Annotated in this window: 16 protein-coding genes, 1 pseudogene and 2 riboswitches; of the genes and pseudogenes, 5 read left to right on the top strand and 12 right to left on the bottom strand. The window is 44.6% G+C overall.

Annotation, left to right across the window (positions count from 1 at the left end):
• A pseudogene (locus A3GG_RS13110) lies at positions 1 to 265 on the bottom strand (transposase); the annotation flags it as partial.
• A gap of 424 nt (positions 266 to 689) precedes the next feature.
• On the opposite strand from A3GG_RS13110, the gene A3GG_RS0107095 reads away from it, so the two are divergent.
• Positions 690 to 1,163, top strand: a complete 474-nt coding sequence (locus A3GG_RS0107095) for a PaaI family thioesterase (protein ID WP_018358613.1) — start codon at positions 690 to 692, stop codon at positions 1,161 to 1,163.
• Positions 1,164 to 1,208: 45 nt separating this feature from the next.
• On the opposite strand, the gene A3GG_RS0107090 is transcribed toward A3GG_RS0107095, so the two are convergent.
• From A3GG_RS0107090 to A3GG_RS0107065, 6 genes are read right to left on the bottom strand one after another with little or no spacing between them, the layout of a single operon-like run.
• A complete protein-coding gene (locus A3GG_RS0107090) occupies positions 1,209 to 1,562 on the bottom strand; it encodes a DUF2149 domain-containing protein (RefSeq protein ID WP_018358612.1) in 354 nt (117 codons plus the stop codon).
• Positions 1,559 to 2,158 carry a MotA/TolQ/ExbB proton channel family protein gene (locus A3GG_RS0107085; protein ID WP_018358611.1) on the bottom strand — a complete coding sequence of 200 codons (600 nt, stop codon included), beginning with the start codon at positions 2,156 to 2,158 and terminating at the stop codon, positions 1,559 to 1,561. Before A3GG_RS0107085 ends, A3GG_RS0107090 begins: the two co-directional genes overlap by 4 nt.
• 12 nt (positions 2,159 to 2,170) lie before the next feature.
• Positions 2,171 to 2,860 carry a hypothetical protein gene (locus A3GG_RS0107080; protein WP_018358610.1) on the bottom strand — a complete coding sequence of 230 codons (690 nt, stop codon included), beginning with the start codon at positions 2,858 to 2,860 and terminating at the stop codon, positions 2,171 to 2,173.
• Between the two features lie 9 nt (positions 2,861 to 2,869).
• Positions 2,870 to 6,838 carry a cobaltochelatase subunit CobN gene (locus tag A3GG_RS0107075; RefSeq protein ID WP_018358609.1) on the bottom strand — a complete coding sequence of 1,323 codons (3,969 nt, stop codon included), beginning with the start codon at positions 6,836 to 6,838 and terminating at the stop codon, positions 2,870 to 2,872.
• A 3-nt stretch (positions 6,839 to 6,841) separates the two neighbouring features.
• Complete coding sequence (locus A3GG_RS0107070; RefSeq protein WP_018358608.1) at positions 6,842 to 7,441, bottom strand: HmuY family protein; 600 nt, start codon at positions 7,439 to 7,441, stop codon at positions 6,842 to 6,844.
• A 19-nt stretch (positions 7,442 to 7,460) separates the two neighbouring features.
• A complete protein-coding gene (locus tag A3GG_RS0107065; protein WP_018358607.1) occupies positions 7,461 to 9,449 on the bottom strand; it encodes a TonB-dependent receptor plug domain-containing protein in 1,989 nt (662 codons plus the stop codon).
• A 111-nt stretch (positions 9,450 to 9,560) separates the two neighbouring features.
• Positions 9,561 to 9,765, bottom strand: a riboswitch (cobalamin riboswitch).
• A gap of 223 nt (positions 9,766 to 9,988) precedes the next feature.
• Here A3GG_RS0107065 and A3GG_RS0107060 point away from each other — a divergent pair.
• Together A3GG_RS0107060 and A3GG_RS0107055 are read left to right on the top strand one after the other, a co-directional pair.
• Positions 9,989 to 10,768: a dihydroorotate dehydrogenase electron transfer subunit gene (locus A3GG_RS0107060; protein WP_051074821.1), complete on the top strand. Its 780-nt coding sequence runs from the start codon at positions 9,989 to 9,991 to the stop codon at positions 10,766 to 10,768.
• A gap of 5 nt (positions 10,769 to 10,773) precedes the next feature.
• Positions 10,774 to 11,688 carry a dihydroorotate dehydrogenase gene (locus A3GG_RS0107055; protein ID WP_018358605.1) on the top strand — a complete coding sequence of 305 codons (915 nt, stop codon included), beginning with the start codon at positions 10,774 to 10,776 and terminating at the stop codon, positions 11,686 to 11,688.
• Positions 11,689 to 11,776: 88 nt separating this feature from the next.
• Here the strand turns inward: A3GG_RS0107055 and A3GG_RS12855 are convergent, their stop codons facing one another.
• From A3GG_RS12855 to A3GG_RS0107030, 5 genes are read right to left on the bottom strand one after another with little or no spacing between them, the layout of a single operon-like run.
• On the bottom strand, positions 11,777 to 12,820 hold the full coding sequence (locus A3GG_RS12855; RefSeq protein ID WP_018358604.1) for a glycosyltransferase family 2 protein: 1,044 nt from the start codon (positions 12,818 to 12,820) through the stop codon (positions 11,777 to 11,779).
• A 26-nt stretch (positions 12,821 to 12,846) separates the two neighbouring features.
• The gene (locus tag A3GG_RS0107045; protein ID WP_248637665.1) at positions 12,847 to 13,695 is read right to left on the bottom strand and encodes a glycosyltransferase family 2 protein; all 849 of its coding nucleotides are present in this window, start codon (positions 13,693 to 13,695) and stop codon (positions 12,847 to 12,849) included.
• A gap of 11 nt (positions 13,696 to 13,706) precedes the next feature.
• The gene (locus tag A3GG_RS0107040) at positions 13,707 to 14,720 is read right to left on the bottom strand and encodes a glycosyltransferase family 2 protein (RefSeq protein WP_018358602.1); all 1,014 of its coding nucleotides are present in this window, start codon (positions 14,718 to 14,720) and stop codon (positions 13,707 to 13,709) included.
• Between the two features lie 17 nt (positions 14,721 to 14,737).
• Positions 14,738 to 15,802, bottom strand: coding sequence for a glycosyltransferase family 4 protein (locus A3GG_RS12055; RefSeq protein ID WP_167620617.1), 1,065 nt, complete (start codon positions 15,800 to 15,802; stop codon positions 14,738 to 14,740).
• Positions 15,803 to 15,806: 4 nt separating this feature from the next.
• The gene (locus A3GG_RS0107030; RefSeq protein WP_018358600.1) at positions 15,807 to 17,003 is read right to left on the bottom strand and encodes a glycosyltransferase; all 1,197 of its coding nucleotides are present in this window, start codon (positions 17,001 to 17,003) and stop codon (positions 15,807 to 15,809) included.
• A 575-nt stretch (positions 17,004 to 17,578) separates the two neighbouring features.
• Here A3GG_RS0107030 and A3GG_RS0107025 point away from each other — a divergent pair.
• Both A3GG_RS0107025 and A3GG_RS0107020 read left to right on the top strand, forming a co-directional pair.
• Complete coding sequence (locus tag A3GG_RS0107025) at positions 17,579 to 19,573, top strand: LTA synthase family protein (RefSeq protein ID WP_169333155.1); 1,995 nt, start codon at positions 17,579 to 17,581, stop codon at positions 19,571 to 19,573.
• A gap of 37 nt (positions 19,574 to 19,610) precedes the next feature.
• A riboswitch (cobalamin riboswitch) is annotated at positions 19,611 to 19,821 on the top strand.
• A gap of 44 nt (positions 19,822 to 19,865) precedes the next feature.
• Positions 19,866 to 20,624, top strand: a complete 759-nt coding sequence (locus tag A3GG_RS0107020) for a carboxypeptidase-like regulatory domain-containing protein (protein ID WP_018358598.1) — start codon at positions 19,866 to 19,868, stop codon at positions 20,622 to 20,624.
• Positions 20,625 to 20,861: the final 237 nt, after the last annotated feature.

The following is a 20,861-nucleotide window of genomic DNA, read 5'->3' as shown; positions in this document are numbered from 1 at the left end:
TTAGGTTATAAGCAATTAAACCACTGACGAGATTGACGACAAAGTTATTCACACATCTATGCCTTGTATGTTCGATTTGACAGACGTTCTTGAGCAAGTCATTCACGGTTTCGATAATAGCCCTCTTGCGCAAAAGAATTTTATCGTAAAGGGACATCAGTGAATTCTTCATATTCTTCTTGATCTTTGTAATCATGTGTATATCATCAATGAAGAGTTTGTCAAAGAGCGATTGAGAGATGTATCCTCTATCTCCTATTAATTTTGCCTCATCCGATATTCTGCGTGATGGCGGTTACCGTGATCACGCAGAATATCGGATGAGGCATAATTCGCCACTTTCCCTAATATAATCACTTCTATTGTAGTCCATTAGAGCAAATATTCACCTCTGGTTTTTGTCTCTTTTCTTAGGTCGAACTCACGTTAATATTCAATTCCCAAGGACTGTATTTCTGTTGGTTGTAATCGCTTATGCGCTTCCCCTATGGTATAGAAAAAGCACATCTAAGTGTATCGGGCTCTATGTGTTGCTAGAGTACAATGGTAATTGCTGGGATAGGGAGAGCTCGGTTTGATGTATGTAATCATGCTTGAATTGAGCGTAGCACTATGGGACTTTGTAGGTGCACTTCATGTATTTACATTATCTTTGCAAGTGTATATAGATATACTACACATATAATAATATGAAAGCATTTCAAGATTACTATTCTGAAGAGTTTAGCCACTGCTATGGTTGTGGCTCAGCCAATGAGCATGGGCTCAAGATAAAAAGCTATTGGTATAATGATGATTCTACAAGTGATACCACTATTGCTCACTTCTTGCCACAAGAGCATTTTACTGGAGGTTTTCCTAAGAACGTCTATGGAGGGCTGATTGCTGCTATCCTCGACTGTCATGGCAATGGTACTGCAGCGGCTGCAGGCTATAGGCATTTTGGGCGGGCTATGGATACACTGCCTAATCTTCGCTATGTAACTGCCAATCTCAATATCAATTTTCTCTCGCCTACACCGATGGGACAATTGCTCGAGCTAAGGGCTATTATCAAGGAGGTCACCGACCGAAAAGTGGTGATGGAGCTTGAGCTATGGGCGGCAGACAAACTGAGAGTAAGCGGTAGTATGGTCTCTGTTCTCCTCAATCAAGGAAAGTAGTGACAGAAGAGTCTTATTAAACGACGATGGGTGTGCCTCTTACCATCACTCGGGAACGTAGATAATCTCGCCGTTCTCTAGCTCGTAAGCAACACCCACTTTGCGCCCTTTCTTCTGTTCTGAGGTATGTGGTTCTTCGCTTGGGGTGTATTTTTTTATGGTCTTACCCTCCTTGGTGATGATGATCATGTCCTCTTCTCCTGGGTTTTTGACCATGGTAAAGTCGTCGTCAGTAAAGACCTCGCTCATATTGAGGTGTAATACCATCGCCACCATGAGGGCTACGGCAAATACCATTGCTACATCGAACAGATTGGCAATCACGCTTAGCGGGTCGTCGTTTCCCGTCCCAAAAGCGTGTTTCCTCTTATTGCGCCTATTTCTTTTTGTCTCTCTCATTGCTTTGCTTGCTGGTCTAAGATTGAGGCAACATATTCTAGCCGATTGAGGTCATTGGCATACCACCGTTGCTTGAGTGACGTGGTCAAAATGCCCACCAGCGCAATAACGATACCGACTACCGTAGTGGCAAAAACGATTTGCATATTATACGCCATGCCTGTGATGTCGCCTTGTGATAGTCCGACGAGTGCAGGGCTCATGGCGATAAGCGTACCCATGAGTCCCAGCATTGGACCTACCTTGCTCATGAGTCCGGGGAAGAGGAGTTCACGCTCCACTCTATTTTCAAAGCTATTGAGGAGATAGTCTGAATAGTCGGGAGATGGGGATGCCGAAAGGAGCTCTCTGAGGTAGTTCGTGAATAGGGTATTGTCTTTCTGAGGGAGCAGACCGAAGAGTGCCCCAGTCGTTTCTAGTGATAGCTCCTTTATAGGCTGAGAGAAAATCCTATCGTACTTCCGTTTGGTTCGGAACTGACTATAGAGCTCCCCTAGCATAATGATGGATCGAATGAAGAGGAGTAGCAGGAGGATTATGTCCGGTACGAGTAGACTATTTGCCACCCAGAAGAGCGCTTTGGATATGAATTCCATTTTGTAGTTTGCTTATATATTTACTTTCTTATTCTGTCGATACTTACCTATGCTATAGCCTATGATGAATAGCGATGAGAAGAGGCATAACCCTATGAGTAGAGCACGGATATCGGGGTGCTCAAGGCGCTGTGGCGAATAAACCGTTTCGGCAGATGCTGTGGCGATGAAGCCAGTTATACAGACGAATAGGTTGAAGATAAAGGAGAGCTCTAGCCTTAATTCCTCTTCGGGGAAGAGGTATTTCAATAACTGAGTCAGTAGGGGGATAAAGACTAATACACCCCCAATCGTGCTATATGCGATGAGTGAGAAGTCGGTTCCTGTGAGGTGAAAAAATAGCTGGGTGAGGATGTAGAATAGTGCTGGAAATAGAAGTAATGGCGGGTAGTACTCGATAAGTTTAGCATACCATTTCTGAATCGGTGTCCCGAGTATGGACTGGAGGTGCGCGAATACATAGCTGATATGAAGAAGTGCTTCGAAGGTTACGAGCACTGATAAGTCTTGGAGGGTCTCAGTGGCATACAACCATTCCAGCCATTGGGTTTTGGACTGCAGTGTCCCCAGTTGCCATGTGCTGCCGATGAAAAGGGCAACGACTATCGCATAGAGGAGGCTATGCCACCACTTTACAAAGGTAAGCCGCAGAAGCGAATTGAGAAGAACAAATAGTATCAGTACTACAAATAAGGATTCCATACTTTTCCTTTAATATTGTCTCTTCCGTCTACGTAGGAGTAGGGCAATGGTAAGGAGTAGTGCTCCAATGGCGATACCTCCTATGAGGAGTCCGCTATTGGATTCATCTTTGTCCGCCGTTTGGTACATCTCTTCTTTGAGCACCACCTCTTTTTGACCGCTCTCCACATGCTCTCCCTTTATAATCCGTTGGTATGCCGCTTTATTTATAGAGATATGAGCGGAGATATACTTCTGAAGCTCTTCATTTGAGTCTGAGAATTCCGATCCACTAGCTCCATATTTAATAGTGAGGTCACTGTGTAATTGTGCTAAGTGGTCTATTTTATCTGCCGAGGCATCCCACATCCCTTTGCGTATGGTCTCCAACATCACTGCAGTTATCTCTTGGAGTGCGGCAGGATTAGTCTGCGCAAAATATTCTTGTACCTCCAAGCCAAGGGCATCCTCTATGTAGATGCTATAGAGTTTGTCCCACCAGTTGTTATCCAATACATCAGTCCTCATGGCTTTCCAGCCATAGGCATTGCGTATGGTCTTCGCAATGGTATTTGCTGTAGAGGCTCCACCTTTCATCTTCTCCCTGATATATTCAGGATTAAAGATAGTGGTACGACTCTCCACAGCCATAGCCTCTTTGAGACCTTGCATACGTGGGCGGAAGCGATTGCGATAGTCCGAGAGATACATCTCAGGCGCTTTGCCTGTGACCTCTTCTACAGCATTGCTGATGCCACCCATAAATTCATACATGTGGTCTAGGCTTAGTGCACCCCAAGTGTTATTCTGACGTGGTTGGACAACGATATCGGTATTGCTTAGCGCAGCACGAAGTAGGTCTTCGTGGTACTCACCCCAAGATTCTGTAGTACCATAAATGGCTCCCATATTCTTTAGATAAGTCTCTGCTATTTCACTCCGCTCTTGCCAAGCATCTCCCTTCTCTACCAATTCCTTTATCCCTGTGCCATAGCCTCCATTGAGCCCTCCGAAGATGCGCATATTGGCAAGGGTTCTTGCCTGAGCAGGAGAGACGCCTTTTTCCACAAGTTGTTGTTCTACACTTAGGTTCCCTTTTCGTAGATAATTATCCTCGGGTGCATCTGTTGCTGATGCCGCCAGATCTATTGCTTTATTCAGGAGTATCAATCGGGAGGTAGCGAGATCGCGCAGCTGTCCGGATACTTGCACTACGATATCTATGCGCGGGCGCCCTAGTTCTTCAGCGGGGATAAGCCTAATATCTGTGACTCTGCCCATTCGGTCTCTTATGGGCTCCACCCCAATCATAGCCATTGCCTGAGCTACAGTAGCGCCTTCGCTCTCGATAAATTCCCCAGCCCAGAAGGTATAGCTCACCTTGGTAGGGTACGTACCATGGCTCTTGAGATAATTTTGTAGGGTTTGTTCAGCCAATTGTTTCCCCGTATTCCATGCCTTCTCGGAGGGAGTAGACTCTGCGTTGATAGAGTATAGATTGCGCCCGGTAGGGAGTGCATTTGGAGAGCGAACCGCATCTCCGCCTGGTCCAGGAGCTATGTATCCACCATTGAGACCTTGGATAAGAGCGTCCATCTCCAAGGAGGGAGAAGAGACCAATAGGTTGCGGTAAGTCAGTAGGTTGTTGACGGAGGCTTTTAAGCCATTAAGTAGAACTAAACCAGCTGAGTCGTTTGCCGCTATCTTATGGGTGATAGCGCTAAGGATAGAAGATGAGTTGCCACTTTTTATTGCCTGAACAACGAGAGGTGTTAGGCGTTGGAGGTAGTGTTTGGAGACGAATGCGGCGCTCTCATATTCCTTAGGTGTAATCTTGCCGAAGTGACGGTCTAACTGAGCCCATTGGTAAGCTATAGCATCAATACCCATAGCCTTGACTGTCTCTACTATTTCGTCGGGGGTGTAGGGTTCCCCTAGTGTGTAGAGTTTTCCTGTGATTTTCTCATTAGCAATCTCCTCTAGGAAGTTCTCTATATAGGTGACTTCCTCTTCGGAGTAAGGTTTGTTGGGGTTATCATCAAGCTGAAGGTCGGTGTGGAGATTGAGACGTAGGCATTCCCGCTTGAATGCAAGCCCCTTCTCCCTACTATTATCAGCGTACACCTCTTCCAGGAGGGTAAATAGTTTCTGGTATTGTTGGCGTGTTTTACTCTCTCTAAATGGTGGGGTGAGGTAGGAAACAATAGCTGCGTGTGTCCTTCGCTTAGCGATGACACTCTCCCCGATATTAGAGATGCTGTAGTAGTAGAAGTGCGGAAGGGTACCTATCAAGGCATGGCTCCAATCGTAATGAGAGAGGGCTACTTGCTTGCCTGGGATAAATTCGAGGTTACCATGGGTGCCGAAGTGTACTAGTGCATCGGCTTGGAATCCTTCGTTGATCCATAGGTATTCAGCAATGTAACTATGAGGGGGTGGTAGTTCCACTCCATGTACCATCTTGAACTGGTCTTCGGTAAACGATGGTGACTGCTGTGGTAGAAGTACGATGTTGCCATATTGCAGTCTTGCTACGGCGATTGCGGGTTCACCCTTGGGGGTGAGTGTATTCATGTAATCCCCAGGCGCTACACCGTATTGCTGTACCACCTCATCGTACTTTGAGGCATGTAGGCGTTTCCCAACCCACTTCTCGTAGTCAGAGACCGTGATGAGTTGAGGATGCTCGTTTTGGATATACTCGTCAAGTAGTTTGCCTGAGTAGTTGCGCCATATAGCGCCTTGCTTATTGATTTCCTTAGTAAATGCTTCTAACGAACTGGGTAGCCCATCTACATTATAGCCCTCACTTTGAAGCCTTTTCAGGAAGTTGTACAATGAAGGAACTACCTCCAGACCCGCAGCTACCAAGGAGTTGTTGCCTGGTCCTCGGAAGTATACAATGGCTACTTTCTTATCGGCATTGCGCTGTTCCCTCAAACGCATATAGCGATCCACAGTCTCCATAAATTGTTTGATGCCCTCGGGCTGTGCTTCTACTGTAACAAGATTATCGCCTTGGGCTTGTTCTGTGGCAATCACCATTGGGAGTATTCCACCGTCTAGTTCGGCTAGGGTTACTCTTGCGGTAAGGGATCCTGCAGATAGTCCTACTTTGTCCTCCAGCCATTGGTCCTCGGTCTCACTAACTGGAATAGGGCAGAAGGTAGGTATATTGTGCTGGGCTAACCAAGTGTCCCCTTCGTTGGTAGCAAGTCGCCCCATAGGAATATACACTAGTCCATCGGGGTGTATCTGTGTGAGAAGATCTAGCCGGTGTCTGGCAGAGAGAAAGGGATAGACATTGTAGCCCATTTTAGTGAGCCCCTCTATCAGTGTGTCTACGTGAGCTCTGTTGCCTTCCAATGGTGCGAGCGTGCCCGAGATAAGAGCTAAGCGCTTCCCTTCGGGGTGGTATAGACCTTTGCTTTTAAGGTATGCAGTAAGCTCATCAGCGCTTTGGAAATACTCTTTGTCGCTAGTGTAGTAAAATAGATCTTCTGGTATGATTTCAGGCGCCTTTGCCTTGTGTGAAAATAGTTTCTTAGGGTCTAGTTCTGCTCTGATATACCTTAGGAGGTTACGGAAATTATCTTTGCTACGATGTATATAGTAGAGGTTGAGTTGTTCTCTTTGCTCATCAGTGATGTTGTGACTCTGAATGCGATTGCTTTGCATCACATAAGAGTAAATAGGGATGCCCTTTTGCTTCGCCTTCTCAATAGCTTCTTGCTGTTCGTCAGTGGGTCGGAATCCAGCGCCGAAAATAAGAATAGCGTCGTAGTTAGGAAGACTAGAAGCCTCCTCCTCTGGTACTGAGTGTACTTTTATCTGCCAGTCTTCATTGGCGTATACGAAGTTCGATGCCTGATACGCTGGGAAGTGGACGAGTGCGATCTCAGTAGGAGCTATATAGCGGCGGTACCCCCATAGCAATCCAAGTGCCACTATGATTGTCCCTATACCGATAAGGAGGAGACTTCTATTCTTCTTTTTCATACTTTACTTCTTAGTTGGCGTGAAAGGGTATTCGTACCTCATCGTGATGTGTTTATTCTCAAATGATACCATCTGTACCTTAGCAATCTTGCCATTGGCACCTTTTACAAGGAAGATAGAGTTGTCGTACTTGTGAGGAGGATGACCACCACTTGCTAGCCAACTTTGCAGTAGCACATTGCCGGGTACCATTTCAAATTGTGGCGGCATAATAGGAGCGCCTTTGTCGTTTACTTTAGCGACACGGATACTCTTATCCACTTCCCAAGAAGCTCCTGCAGGGATAGCCATTACAGCTCCAAAGGTAAGTTCTTTTGTCTTAATAACACCGCCCTGTCCTTTGCCAGATGCCCCTCCATTAGTGCGGGGGTAGTGACCTCTGAAGGCAATATCCCATCCCAAGTTGTTGTTATAATCTGCGTCACTTACCGTCACTACAGTGCCTTTCTCGAAAGAGAAGTAGACGAACTTGCCGTAGTTGGAAGCGTCGATGACGACCGTCTTTACCTCCGTCGTTTGGGGGGTATCCTTCTTGTCGCCTTTACACGAGGAGAAGCCCAAGAGAGCTAATCCAATCAAAAAAGTAGTAGTAATCTTTTTCATTGTAATACTTATTAATTATTTAGAAGTTGAAAGTTATCTTTCCGAAGAATCGTCTTCCCGGATCAAAGGTTGTCAGATCTTCTGGATCCGTAAAGTTGAAGATGTTTTGCACCCCAAGTGAGAGCGAGACATTCATATCTCCCTTCTCCCAGGGTGTCATCTGTGCAGTAGCACGCCATAGAGAGTATGCACTTTTTGTGCGTTCTTCTACAGTGATCTCCTCTTTTCCCGTAGTGCTATTGATGCTTTTACGCTCCTGGTCATACATCTTTGGGGATATCCATCGACCTGAGATAGTGAGAGAACTTTGCTTCCCTAGTAGTCGTCCTCTAATAGAAACTACACCACTCGCAGAGTGCTTGGCATTGCCCTGAAGCTGCAGCCCATTCTCCATATTGATAGCATCTGTGAAAGTGTAATTTGCACGTATAGCTAGCCAAGAGAGAGGATAGATGTCGGTGTTGACCTCCATGCCCCTAATCCTTACCTGACCAATATTCCTGTATCTTAGCTCCGTCCACTCTTCTCCGTTATCATTTGTGACTCGTACGAATGAGGATTGTATCTTGTCTCGTAGGGTATTCTGATACACCTCACCACTTATGGCGAATGAGGGCATACGGTATTCAAGAGATAGGTAGCCGTATTGTGAACGCTCTGCCTTGAGGTTAGGATTACCGATGTTGTGAGATACTGCTCCCATCATGAAGTCGGAGTAGAGTTCCGTATTATTGGGTGCCTTGAAGCCCATGCTATAGCCCGTTCTCACCTTGAAATACTTAGTAGGAGCGTACATTAAATTAACCTTAGGGGTGAAGGCATTCCCAAATGCTGAGTGGTGAGTGTACCTTGCCCCACCAGTTAGATTAAGGATAGGGAGTAACTGCCAGTCACCCTGAGCAAATAGGTTGAGGTCGTATACCTGTCGTGTCTTAGTCTCTTTGCCAAACTGGATATCGCTATAGTCCTTATTGATATTCACCTCAGTACCGCCAATAAACTCCAGTTGGCTGAGGGGCTTAAGTATATCCGTTAGTCTGATTGTGTGCTGATGAAACTTAGCATCAGCAGGCTGTGTCTTACCTTTTATTATGGTATGGCGGGTATAGTGGTCAGCAAAGTAAGATAGGCTTAGTTTATGTATGCCTACTGTGTGCTCACCTAAAATACTATAAGAGAAGTTACTATTCCGATACCTATCTTCCTTAATACTAAGCGGTGGATTGAACTGGTCTTGAAGAAATAAGTCAAGGCTTCCAGTTAACTGTGTAGCCCCTCTCTCCCACCATAGTTTTTGCTGTAGACTATAGTTGCGATACGGATTAATAGTGTAGATCTGCTGATTCTCGGGATTTAGGTTGTAGCCTTTTGTGCCGAAGTAGTATATTGAGGTGCGTCCCGACCAGACACCATGCTTGCCTCCTATACTGAGATCTGCTATGCTGTTATTGAACTTCCCATACTGGAAAGACCCTGAGCCCTCAAGCTTACGTGCCGGTTTCTTGGTGATGATATTGATAACCATGCCGATGGCATTAGAGCCATAGAGAACCGATGAAGCACCTTTGACGATTTCGATCTGTTTTATGTTGCTTTGGGAGATACGGCTAAGGTCAATATTCCCTCCTGGGGTCTTAGCAAGACATTCTCCGTCCACGAGTACGAGAATGTAGCTATTCTCCAGTCCTTGGGCTTGCATATTGATGCCTCGACCATCCCTTTTGAAGGAAAGCCCTGGTAGGTTATATTGGAGGAGCTCGGTTATATTCTCAAAGTTGCTAGATGTTATCTCTACATCCCCAATGACGCGAGTTAGTATGGGCGCAGCCGATATAGCCTTGGGCGTTCGTGTCGCTGTTACGACAAATTCATCGAGGTACTTATCCCACCGCATTGTACTATCATTGTGCTCAGGAGCGGTGTAGTTCATATCGGTTTGGGCATACAAAGAAGTCCCTACAATAAATATGAAGTTGAGCAATAGGAAGAGCTCGAAAGATTTCTTCATGGTTATACAAATAGTTCCTATACCATACCAAGTGCTAGTAACTTGCCCATCTATAATAGTCTAGACCACTTAACCTCACACCCGGAATAGTTAGTGAAAACATTGCTTTCAATAAGTTATTACGCTTTGGCAGGTCTCCTGGCTTATTCCATCAGCACACAGAGCCTTCCCATCCTATTGTCTTGCAGAGTATGGACAGTGGCTTACGGATATCTACATGCCTTTATAGAATTTACAGTAGCGGGTACTGCTCCAGACTTTCACTGGATTCCCTTTTCAATGAGCTAGGAGGAACTCCATAGCTTATCACCAAATTTTATCGCTGCAAAGGTAGAGATAATTCTAATCGTGTGCAACCTTAAGGGCGCAAATAACTATTAGTAGAACCCTGAAGTAATGCTACTTGTGAGAAATACATGACAGCATACTCTGGATAGGCTCTGTATAGAGAAGCATCCTTCTCTATACGGAGGATGTGGGTGAAAGGGGAATTATAGTTAATTTTGTAGGCAATATGGGGAGTGGGTATTGGCAATCGTATGAAGAAGGATATATTTGATATTGAAATGGAGCTGGTGGGACGGGAAGTCTACTCCGATAGACTTTTCTTGGGTCACTTTGCGCCTACCAACGGAGAGCAAGTAGTACCAATTTGTCTGCCTGGGCAGTTCGTGGAGATACAGGTTAAGAATTGCGATGGCGTGATGCTTCGCCGCCCTATATCGGTCTACGCAGCAACCGAGAGAACTCTCGATCTACTTATTCAAAATGCGGGTAAAGGCACAGAAGTATTATGCAATGCTCCAGTAGGGAGTCGGTTCAATATCCTATTGCCCTTGGGTAATACATTCCGTATACCTGAGGCAGGAGCCCGTCCGCTGCTTGTAGGTGGCGGAGTAGGGGTAGCCCCTATGTATGCGCTTGGTTGTGCTATGAAAGCTAAGGGAATCGAGCCTACTTTCCTTCTAGGAGCTAGGAGTGCGGGGCACTTCTCCGATCTTTCTCATTTCGATTCTGTAGGGGAGCTGTTTATTACTACTGAAGACGCTTCTCTAGGGGAGCAAGGATATGTGACTCAGCACTCAATATTAAGAGCACAGAAGTTTACACATATATATGTGTGTGGTCCTACACCGATGATGAAGGCCGTAGCTCGTTGGGCACGCGAGGAAGGCATCCCATCTCAGGCATCGCTCGAAAATCACATGGCTTGTGGTATAGGTGTGTGCCTCTGCTGTGTAGAACCGACAGTAAAGGGACATAAGACGGTTTGTAATGATGGTCCTGTATTTGATACTACCGAACTACTTTGGGACTAAGCGCTATGGAGAAGAATCTAGTGGTTAGAATAGGAGAGGCGGAACTGAAGAATCCAATCACAGTAGCTTCAGGTACATTCGGAGATGGTCTCCTAATGAATAGGATCTACGATGTCTCTTGCTTGGGAGGAATTTTTACTAAGGGAACCACGCTAGAGCCGCGCGAGGGTAATGCGCCCCAGCGTATGGCGGAGACTCCTTCGGGAATGCTCAATGCCGTGGGCTTGCAGAATAAAGGGCTGGAGTACTATGTTACCCAAACGTATCCTGAAGTGATGAAGTTAGGCACCGAGATTATTCCTAATGTCAATGGGTCTACAATAGACGATTATATCGCAGTGGCTTCGGCAATGGATAAGTTGGAGGGTATTCGTGCGATGGAGCTGAATATCTCTTGCCCCAATGTGAAGAATGGGGGTATGGCTTTCGGTGTCTCTGAGAAAGGAATTGCTGAGATTGTCTCAGAGATTCGGAGGGTGTATAGCCATACGCTTATTGTAAAACTCTCGCCCAATGTGACTGATATAGCTCGTATGGCGTGCATAGCCGAGGAGTATGGTGCGGATGCGGTGTCATTGGTCAATACTTTTCTTGGTATGGCGATAGATGCGCATAAGCGGAAACCTATCCTTTCGACTGTGACAGGTGGGCTTTCGGGACCAGCCATTAAGCCAATTGCCCTCCGTATGGTATGGCAAGTAGCCCGTGCAGTACATATTCCTGTGGTGGGGATTGGAGGCATTACCAATGGTTTGGATGCTATCGAATTCATGCTGGCAGGGGCAACTGCCGTGCAAGTGGGTACTTACAATTTTGTGGATCCTCTCGCTCCACAAAAGATGATAAAGGAGATTGAAACCTATTTGGAGCGTTATGGCATCAAGGATGTAAATGAACTCATAGGTGCTCTTGAGGTCTAAGCTAATAAAAAGAGTGCAAATACAAAAGAGACCGTTGCATAATGCCTTTGATACAAAGGCTAAGCATTATGCCATGGTCTCTTTGTGTTTAATTAGAGTCAGGCTGCTCATTATTCTGAAAATGCTGTTTGACTTTTATTTTTTTTCTCTTGAGAAGTTGTTTGACACGTATCCAACGCTTGACAGCTTGGTAGTTTCGAGCATAGAAAAGATATTTTCGAGCCTTAAATGGGTAGTAACCACCTTCCTTCAGTCTCTTGGTTATATATTGCAAATCATCGGAAAGATTTTCTTCTATTTCATTACTTTCTTCCTTGCACGAGATGTGCAGATGCATATGGTAGGTCAGACTATACAATATGCTTGTTTTGATTAATGGTGGATATGGATAAGACCATTCTGAAAGCATAATATCAATTACCTTCTTGTATGATATTGCTGCCTTTCTGTTGTAGGTGTTCCAAATACTTTTTGTTATTGAGTTCTCATGCCTATAATAAACATATAGCGTTTGGTTTATTTTTACCATGGCATTTATATGTTTTATATATCTTATTACAAATACTTCATCTTCTGCAATAACTACCCCAGGAGGAACTACTATTCCGAATTCCTCAATGATACTTTTCTTAAAAACGTACATCCACATTGAACAACTCCCGAGTATTTTATAATCATTAAGGATGTCCTTTTGGCTATATACTTCTGAATTATCTTTTACTATTGTTTTATTTGATTCATGTTTCCCACTTATAGTTCCAACTTCCGAGTATTGAATTTGATAGAAATCCAAATTGTTCTCGTTTATAGCTTTCGTAATCTCTTCTATGTAGTTGGGAAGCACATAGTCATCTGGATCACAAAATGTAATCCAATTGCCAGTGGATATAGATATTCCTGTATTTCTTGCTACAGATACACCTTGATTTGATTGCTCAATATATTTGATATATGGGTATTTGCTGATATATGGTTGGACTACTATATCCGATTTGTCAGGTGATCCGTCATTTACTAGTATAATTTCGTATGGTTGTAAAGTCTGGTTCACTAGTGAGTCAAGGCATTTTTCTAAGAACTTCTCTGCCTTATATATTGGTACAATTACTGAGATTGTAGTAGGTACATTCATTATTGTATAAAGTATTATGTCATTAGTTATATAAAAGTACCCTCAAATCGCTCTGGGAGCTTTACTACCTTGGGGGCAGAGTAGGGCATCATAGGCTTATTGAGTGCAAAAATAGGGCGGAAGATGGTCTGCAACTTCCTAGCACGCTCAAAGATAAGGTCGCCATCTATTGGATTGCTATGGGTGGTGAGTGCCACAGTGCGAGCACGCCTGCCTAAGTGGGCTTCCCATCCAGCATCAATCCTGGTAGAGTCGCCCGCCCTCTTGACAATAATCTCTAGGTCACAATAACCCGTATGTACCAAGTATAGGTCGGGTGCTATATGGAAATTGTGTCCCTTCACCCTATGGAAACCAGAGCCCCAACGAAGGGGTCTCGCGAGTATCGAGGCTTTTGTGTAGCGTGACGAGAGGACGGCATATCTGCGCTGGGCTAATATCGATTGAGTAGGATCCAATGGCAGAGGTTCGTCTTGTCGTCTTTGCCCTAAGTCAAGCCCGAGCGGTGAGAGCGAACTTGAGATAGGCGCATGGGTAAGGTATTCCTTGAGAGAAATACCGTGCTTGGGGTCTACTATGATAAATTCGTCGGCATCGGTGCCTATCACTCTGTCGTACCCTCTTTGGAATAGCTGCGCTGCTAAGTCCGATAGCAAGCCAATCCGATACTTATCACCTTGAGTTCTGGATAGTGTACGGTGTGGCACCTTCCTTATATTCGTACCTTCATGATTGTATGGTAACTCCTGATCTTCACCATCTAGAGTGATATAGAGGTGCTCTTTACCCAGCTCTTTCCCGTAGTATTCAATCCATCGAGAGAGAAAGAAGAGATCGTTACGAGCCATCGTAATGGCAGCTATCTTTAGTGACATAGGGCTATTCATTAGTTATTCGATTCGATAAACTCCTTTATTCTTAGGCGGTAGTACTCCTCCTTTTTGTTTGTAGGCTGGTCAAAGGCACCTTGCTTCCATAGCGCTTTGAGACGCTTCCCCACGCCCTCGCATTGATCACTTTTGGCTATCAGATGTAAGTGCTTGGCAATGTGCTTGATAATCACTGGCCACATGCAATGCTTGCCCCATTGATCCTTTTGATAGTCTGTAGCTCTTGTCTTGTAGAGTTGATAGCTATGCTCCAATCCTGCAATCCAATTGAGCGTTTTATGGGCTTGCACACTACTTCTCACAATAGAGCGTTTGTTCGGGAAGTAATAGTAAAAAGGGAGATTCGTAATAGTGACCTTCGGATTCTTCAGGATTACTTCGCTCCACCATGGAAAGTCCTCGAAGGTAATGCCTTTGAGGAAAGGCACATCTATTACTAGCTCTCTTTTGAGTAGGTGTCGTACCACAAAGAAGTGCTTAATCGGGTATTTTATTTTTGTATGGCTATCCTCCGTGACATGTGCAAAGACATCTTCAGTAACGTAGCTGTCTACTTTCCGGAGGTCATATCTCTTATTGATCCCAAGGGGTAGAGCAGAGTCTACATTATACCCGAGGTAGGACATAAACCTGATTTGGAGGTGGAAGAACTGATCCTTGTACCAAGAGACAATGTCGGAATTATCCCTTTGGGCTAATCCTAATGCTATCTCCATGGTCTGGGGGTGTATCAAGTCGTCAGAGTCTAGAAACATGATATATGCACCAGTACTATGCGCTAGTCCTACGTTCCTTGCATCCGATAGCCCTCCATTATCTTTCGTGACCACCTTTATGCGGTCGTCTCTCAGTGCGTACTCACTAAGTATAGCATCACTATTATCAGGGCTGCCGTCATTCACACAGATAGCTTCCCAATCGGTATAGGTTTGCTGGAGCACACTATCCAGACAGCGTCTCAGGTACCTCTCGACATTATACACCGGAATGATTACTGAAATTGTAGGCATAAGATAGTGTATAAATATTAATCTTTACTAGTCATTTGCTCAATAAGGTCGACCCACTTAGTGGTGATGACTTTATTTCCAAACCTCTCTACTTGCACAAGCGCTTCTTTTGCCATCTCTTCTCTCATCGTGGGGTTGGAAATTATCGTAGAAAGGGCTTCTGCAAATGCATCTACATCTCCATTGGGGACGAGTAAACCAGTCTCCCCATGAGAGACAATCTCTCTTGGACCATGAGGACAATCAAAGCTGACTACTGGAAGCCCTAGTTGCATGGCTTCCACGAGCACTAGCCCAAAGCCTTCGTACCTGGATGACAGTGCATAAATCGATGCGTCTTGGTATTCCTTTGTGATTTCGGGGGTCGCAGGGAGCATTTCTATGCGCTGTTCGATGCCCAGCTGGGCTATGAGCTGTAGTAATCGTTTCTCCCATCTGCCCGATCCCACGATGCGTAACTTCCAATCGGGGTATAACTTTTCGATCTTTGCCCAAGCCTTGATGAGTAAGTCAAAGCCCTTTTGTCCTGCCAGTCTTCCCACTGCGAGTATTCGCTTATTTTCTAGACTAGAAGGGGTGGATTTAGGGAGCGTAACTGGGTTAGGTATACAATGCACATCAGAAGAAGGGAACTTCTTCTGCCATGATTCCTTATCTGCATTCGAGAGCGTTACAATCATACATCTGCGAGCATAAAACTTCCTATACAGGTTGTGGAGCGGATGGGCAGAGATGGTCGCATTGAGGTGTTCCCAGCCTATCGCTGGGCAATCTCCTATAGCCCGCAATATGAAAAGGGGACGATTAGTGCCAGAGATCACCACAAGGTCTGGGCGCTCTTCTTTCATCCATGCCTTGAGCCTCGCGCTCCTGCTTCTTCCCCGTACATCATTTAGGTTGTACAGCCCAATCTCCTCGGGGATATCAAAATAAGGTGTTCCTCGCTGTAGGCATAGGATAGAGACACGGTAACCCACATTGGCAAGCATCGAAGCAACGACAATCGTTACCCGCTCTATGCCTCCCATATCGTGTAGCCCACGTACTATGAATGTGATATGTTTCCTGTTAACTGTATTCATGATGCTAGTCATTATTGCTGGTGTGAGAAAGACCTAGTGAAGTGAATAGTTCGTACCACATAGGGAGAATGTTTTCAATCGCGAACTTTTTACTGTGTTGTCGTGCGCTCTCCGCCATTGTGGCGAGACGCTTCTCGTCTTTCATGAGATTGGATAGTTCTTGACTATAAGAGTCCATGTCATTGGTTGGTACAGTGATACCTGTCACCCCATTCTGTATAATATCTTGGAGCGAAGCGAAGTTTTCAAAAGCAATCGGAATAACACCATGTCTTTGAGCCTCTATCAAGACGAGTGGAAGCCCTTCAAAATCACTTGTCAATAGTAATATCTTCGCTTTCTGATAATACGGCTCAGGATTTTGGAACCCCAAGAAATGGCATCGTTGCGCTAGGCTCTCAGATAGCTTTTTTATGGCTTCGTACAGTTCTCCCCCTCCTAGAAAATTAATACACCACTCGGGGAATTGATCTTGTAGGCATGTCCATATCTGTAATGCCTTTTCTGGTCTTTTGAGCCCGGTCATTCGCCCTACCCATAGTAGCTCATTGCACTTGTCTTGTTTTCGTGGCATATTGGCTAAGCTACCTACGGGATTGGGAATTGCGGCGTATTTGTGGGAATTCTTCTCGCCAGTCATAGCTATTGCCTCAGAGAAGAATCGTTCCGAAAGAAGGATTATTTTGTCATAGTGATTGAGCCGATAACGTAATGCCTTTTTGGTCTTGGCTCGCTCTCGTCTTGCTATTTGCGCTTTTGTCATCACAAACTCTTTGAACCTCTTCTTCTCAGAAATACCAAGGGTGCTATTGTCTCCCATTCGGCTCCATAGGCATTCATGACCTTGAGGACTGGTATGGTAAAGGGTTACGACTTTAACACCTGTCTTCTCCTTTACCGCTGCAATCATCTTGAGATACTTGAGTTTGTTATGGTGGAAATTATCTATTATGATGTCGATTTTATTGCGTAGTACAAAGTCGCATAGCAGACGAATTCTAACAGAGTTAAGACTACTAAACTTATGTTCGTCGAGTACCAAGTAAGGGTAAGGCGCCTTATACTTCGTTTCATTGTGTACAGTGGCATAGAATATCGAGTGTCCATCCTTGGAAAAATACTCAGAAAGGGTGTCTACTACCCTTTCTGTTCCTCCCTTTTTGGGGTTAAAACCACTGTGGTTATAAAACAAAATGTTCATACACTATACTCGGTATTATTACTCCATTATTCATCAAATTATCGCCTTGATACAAAGGTACTAAAAGTATTGTTGCTGAACTATCCTATTTCATTACTTGCGAGATGATAGATCTCTGGCTTGTCCACTACCATAGTTCGGCTCCTCTACGATTTGGAGAATACTCTTCACCATATTGGCTCGCGCTAGTACCAAAATTTATTCCTAGGAATAAATTTATTTTTCTCTAGGAATAAAAATATTTATCTGTACAAATAAATTTATTTATTCCTAGGAATAAATTCCCTTAGTTTCGCGAGCCGCAGAGCTTGCGTCCTATAGGCTTCATTAGCAAGCTATAGGAGGCGCTCAGTATTTTATTGAGAGGGTCGTGTCCTAGTGTCCATATTTAATAAGTGTCGTTCAGATGCATTTTACTTTTTGTATAATGTTGATTATGGGTAACTTTGCAATCGTTTCCCTTTGAGAATAGCCCATAAAACCTACACTATTGTAGGTTTCGAGAGACTATCTACACTATCGGTGAGGGATAATTTGAGTTTTGTATTACTACTAGATAAGCGTTGGTTCGTGATATGATAAAGACTAACAACAGGTGGATAGTTATTCTTGCCCATACTCTATTGGCAATCGTGATGATGCAGGCGTGTCGTCTCCTTTTTTACTTTTTCAATAAGGGTTTTTTCAAAGAGATTAGCGCCGATCAGCTATTCAACCTTATGCAAGGGGGGTATACCCTTGATATGGTGGTCATTGGTTATGGTTTTCTCCTCTACTATGTATTGAGGCTTGTTGGTGGACTATTGCCTCTTAAGGTAGAGATGAGCCGATGGTTCAAGGCGCTTCAAGATCTTACTTACTTTGTCCCCTTTACGGTAGTATTATTCCTTAATATCTCTGATATTGGTTACTTCCCTTTTGTCTTGAGAAGGGTTAATATGGAGGTGTTTTCGGAGTTCGAGGGAAAGAGCTATGTGGGTCTTTACAAGGACTTTATTATTGAGCACTGGCCGCTCTCGCTCTCATTCGTTATATTGCTGCTACTTGGTATATTGGGTTATCGATTGATTCGCTTCCAAAGGACTGAAAAGATGGCTCTTCCGATTTGGCTAAATATACCACTATCTATGGCTCTGATCGTCTTTATCTTCTTCAGCATGCGTGGGCGCTGGGACTTTGAGGGTACACCCGTTGCACTCGATAAGGTAGTCAGTCGGATGAGTAGTCAGGATCAATATCCTATCCTATTGAATACACCAATTGCGCTACTAAAAGGTACAGAAGCACGGCATGAATATGATTTTTATACCGATGAGGAGTTACCTCATATCTTCACCCCATACTACCAAGCTACACCTCTGTCTGAGAATGATTCCCTCTTTGGCTCTATGCGAGGGCGGAATGTGATGGTCATCATCATGGAGAGTATGGCGAGCGAGTACATTGGCTTTCTCAATCAAGGGGTAGAGGGGCATACAAGTAGGACTCCTTTTCTTGACAGCTTGCTTCCTCATACCCTATATGCTCGTTATGGTTTTGCCTCTGGCAAACGGTCGGTAGAGTCTTTCCCCTCTATATTTGTTTCACTTCCCTCTTTCGGTGGTACATTCAACGATAAAGATTGGGAAATGTCCAATTATCAGCACTTCAATAGCTTCGATACAGGACTTCCATTGGCTCTAAAGCGTGAGAGTTATACCCTTAAGTTTTACCATGGAGATAGTGAAGGCGCTATGGGATTTTTCCCATTTCTCCAAAAGCTTGGGGTAGACCAACAGTATACAGGAGACGACTATCTGGCTCAGCATCCCAATAGCAAAGGGGATATGTACAGTGAGTGGGGTATTCATGACTTGCCCTTCGAATTAGCAATGGCTAGTGATATGGATAATCTGAAGGAACCTTTTGGCGCCTTTTTCTTCTCTCTCTCTAATCACTATCCCTTCAAAGTGCCGAAACAATTTAATGATCAATTTAAGGGCGGTTCTCTGCCAATACATAAGACAGCGGAGTATGCCGACTATGCCTTATGCCAATTCTTCGACAAAATTAAGGATGCTCCGTGGTTTCAAAATACGCTCTTTGTACTTACAGCGGATCATACCAACCAGACTGATCTCCCTGCCTATGACAATTTGGCAGGGCACGCAGCTGTTCCAATTGCTTTCTATGATCCTCAAGGTAAGCTGAAGGGTGAAATCAATGAGTACGTGGTGCAGCACGCCGATATCCTGCCTACGCTCCTCTATCTAACTGGGAACACTGAGCCAGTCCTGAGCTATGGTAATAATGTATTTGATAGGTCGGTAGAACACTTTGCGCTCAACTACTTTGGGGGGCAATACTTGCTCTTTACTAAAGATGCAACTATTGCAATGACCACAGCGGGTAATATAACAGCGACAAGCCCAGTGAAGCACCTGCAGACGGATGTAACGATTGAGCCTTCAGAAAAGACGGTAGAGCACTATTCTAATCTACTTCGTGCTATTGTCCAAGATTATAACCATAGGATATTCTCTACCTCATTTTCTGTGAAAGATGTTTTGCCAAAGGGAAAGGAGAGGTAGTCAATTCTCTTTTCGTATATACAATAAATAGTGTTACCTTTGTGGAGTAAGTTGTGGTGATGCTCGGAGATAGCCTATCTCAAGAGCATAAAAGGGAATCTAGTGGAAGTCTAGAGCAGTGCCCGCTACTGTGAGCTTCGTATCGCGTTTGGGGTAATCTACATAATGGTGTCACTGTCTGGTAACAGATGGGAAGGCGTCTCCAAATAGGAGCAAGTCAGGAAACCTGCCATTGCTATTTATTTGTACTCTCGGGGGCAAGAGTGCGTAATGTTGCATCCTCTTCGATTTTATGAAGAATAGCTTGTTGAGACCTATTTGGGTCGTTTGGACTTTGGTGCTGTCTTCGTGTCTCGCCACAGCTCAGGTCACTGTGCGTGGTCGGGTGAGTGACAAGGATGGGAAGGCTTTACAGGGAACCTTTATAAAAGTAGATGGTACTATTCGTGGCGTTGCTGATGCTGCGGGTGAGTATGCTATTGAGCTAACCAAGGGGCAATATAAGTTATCCGCCTACTTATTGGGGTTTGGAGAAAAGCAGCTAGTAGTAAGGGTGGGGGATAAGCCGATTAGGCAAGACTTTGTCCTGGAAGAGGACTACAAACTACTCCGAGAGGTCGTTGTCAGTGCTCCTACCTATAAGGAGGTAATGCAGAATAGTTCGTTCTCTGCCACGAGTATAGATGTCCATCCTCTTGTGGCATCGGTGAGCAATCTCAATAAGTTGGTCAACCAATCCTCAGGCGTAGTGATACGAGAAGAGGGTGGTGTAGGTTCGGACTTTGACCTCGCTATCACAGGGCTTAGTGGCAATGCCATTAGGTATTTCGTGAATGGCGTTCCGCTGTCTTCGCTTGGGAGTGGTGTGACGCTAGCGAATATCCCTGTCAACCTTGTGGAACGCATGGAAATATATAAAGGGGTGGTGCCTCCTGAACTTGGGTTAGATGCCTTGGGTGGGGCGGTGAATATCGTGACAAAGAGTAGTCATGCAAATTATCTTGATGTCTCTGCAGAAGCAGGCTCATTCCACCAGGGCAATCGCATTTGAAATGCTGTATCTACATTCTTTCATAAATGTCATTTAAAGCCTTGAAATTCGATGTAATATCCTTGTTTATATCGCAAATTATTAGTATCTTTATATCTGATAATCAATAGTTTAACTCATATAACGAAGGATTTATGGACTCTCTTTTTAAGGCACTTACAACTATTCCCGACTCTCGCAAAGGGAACCACTTGATTTATCCGCTTGACTATATTCTTCTTATTGTATTTACAGCGG

It is taken from the genome of Porphyromonas levii DSM 23370 (genome assembly GCF_000379925.1).
In the GTDB taxonomy this organism is placed as follows: domain Bacteria; phylum Bacteroidota; class Bacteroidia; order Bacteroidales; family Porphyromonadaceae; genus Porphyromonas_A; species Porphyromonas_A levii.
This window is presented reverse-complemented; position numbering and strand designations above follow the sequence as displayed.

Bases quoted from the DNA above. Each gene is read 5' to 3' on its own strand.
- A3GG_RS0107095 (WP_018358613.1), top strand. From the start codon at position 690: ATGAAAGCATTTCAAGATTACTATTCTGAAGAGTTTAGCCACTGCTAT.
- A3GG_RS0107090 (WP_018358612.1), bottom strand. From the start codon at position 1,562: ATGAGAGAGACAAAAAGAAATAGGCGCAATAAGAGGAAACACGCTTTT.
- A3GG_RS0107085 (WP_018358611.1), bottom strand. From the start codon at position 2,158: ATGGAATTCATATCCAAAGCGCTCTTCTGGGTGGCAAATAGTCTACTC.
- A3GG_RS0107080 (WP_018358610.1), bottom strand. From the start codon at position 2,860: ATGGAATCCTTATTTGTAGTACTGATACTATTTGTTCTTCTCAATTCG.
- A3GG_RS0107075 (WP_018358609.1), bottom strand. From the start codon at position 6,838: ATGAAAAAGAAGAATAGAAGTCTCCTCCTTATCGGTATAGGGACAATC.
- A3GG_RS0107070 (WP_018358608.1), bottom strand. From the start codon at position 7,441: ATGAAAAAGATTACTACTACTTTTTTGATTGGATTAGCTCTCTTGGGC.
- A3GG_RS0107065 (WP_018358607.1), bottom strand. From the start codon at position 9,449: ATGAAGAAATCTTTCGAGCTCTTCCTATTGCTCAACTTCATATTTATT.
- A3GG_RS0107060 (WP_051074821.1), top strand. From the start codon at position 9,989: ATGAAGAAGGATATATTTGATATTGAAATGGAGCTGGTGGGACGGGAA.
- A3GG_RS0107055 (WP_018358605.1), top strand. From the start codon at position 10,774: ATGGAGAAGAATCTAGTGGTTAGAATAGGAGAGGCGGAACTGAAGAAT.
- A3GG_RS12855 (WP_018358604.1), bottom strand. From the start codon at position 12,820: ATGAATGTACCTACTACAATCTCAGTAATTGTACCAATATATAAGGCA.
- A3GG_RS0107045 (WP_248637665.1), bottom strand. From the start codon at position 13,695: ATGTCACTAAAGATAGCTGCCATTACGATGGCTCGTAACGATCTCTTC.
- A3GG_RS0107040 (WP_018358602.1), bottom strand. From the start codon at position 14,720: ATGCCTACAATTTCAGTAATCATTCCGGTGTATAATGTCGAGAGGTAC.
- A3GG_RS12055 (WP_167620617.1), bottom strand. From the start codon at position 15,802: ATGAATACAGTTAACAGGAAACATATCACATTCATAGTACGTGGGCTA.
- A3GG_RS0107030 (WP_018358600.1), bottom strand. From the start codon at position 17,003: ATGAACATTTTGTTTTATAACCACAGTGGTTTTAACCCCAAAAAGGGA.
- A3GG_RS0107025 (WP_169333155.1), top strand. From the start codon at position 17,579: ATGATAAAGACTAACAACAGGTGGATAGTTATTCTTGCCCATACTCTA.
- A3GG_RS0107020 (WP_018358598.1), top strand. From the start codon at position 19,866: ATGAAGAATAGCTTGTTGAGACCTATTTGGGTCGTTTGGACTTTGGTG.